Source organism: Methylobacterium sp. WL19 (assembly GCF_008040005.1).
In the GTDB taxonomy this organism is placed as follows: domain Bacteria; phylum Pseudomonadota; class Alphaproteobacteria; order Rhizobiales; family Beijerinckiaceae; genus Methylobacterium; species Methylobacterium bullatum.
In genome coordinates this window covers 1-770 of record NZ_VRVC01000293.1, presented here as the reverse complement: position 1 = coordinate 770, position 770 = coordinate 1, and the positions used below count along the sequence as shown (strand labels likewise).

1 pseudogene is annotated in these 770 nt (G+C 74.7%); it reads left to right on the top strand.

Annotated features, from left to right (window positions below):
* A pseudogene (locus FV220_RS25160) lies at nucleotides 1-770 on the top strand (DNA translocase FtsK); the annotation flags it as partial.

The following is a 770-nucleotide window of genomic DNA, read 5'->3' as shown; positions in this document are numbered from 1 at the left end:
CCCAGGAGGCGGCCGAGGCCGCGCTTCTGGCCGCGATTCCCCCCGAGCCGCCGCAGCCCCTGTGGCGCCAGCCCTATACCCCGCCGCCCGGCGTCCGCTTCTTCCGCTCGCCCGATCGCCGTCCGCAGGCCGTCCTCGCCGCCATCGTCGAGGAGCCGCTGCCCATCCCCGCATCGGTGAGCGAGCCGATCCTCGACGCCGCGCCGGCCCCGCCGCCCGTCGACCGCGATTGGACCGAGGTCCCGGACTGGGCCGCCATGCGCGCCTGGTTCGACGGCGAGGATTCGACTGCCGTGGAGACATGGTCGGCGATCCAGGCCGATTCCGCCGAGGCTTCGGCTCCGTCCCTGTTGGAGGCTTCTCCCGTGCGGGAGCCTGCCCCGGTGCCGGAGATGTCCCCGGTGCCGGATCTGGCGCCGGTCAGCACACAGGCGGACGAGACCTCACCCTTCACGGTCTCGCCGCCCGTGGACATCTCGCTCCTTCGCCCGCTGCCGCCCAGCCCCGTCTATGTCCTCGACCGGCTGATGCGGTTCGACCGTGGTGGCGCGCCCCTGCCCGCCAACGGCCAGGATAATGGCCAGTCCGCGCCCGTCAGGGACGAGCCGAGCCACGAGGACCGCGTCGCGGAAGTCGCCGAGGCGGCCACCCTGGCTCTCGTCATCGAGCAGACCGGGCCGGCCCCCCAGCGTTCGGTTGCCGTCTCGGCCATGGCCGCCCGCGCGGCGATCCGTCCGGCCCGCATGCCCGCCGCCCCGGTGGCGCAGGCC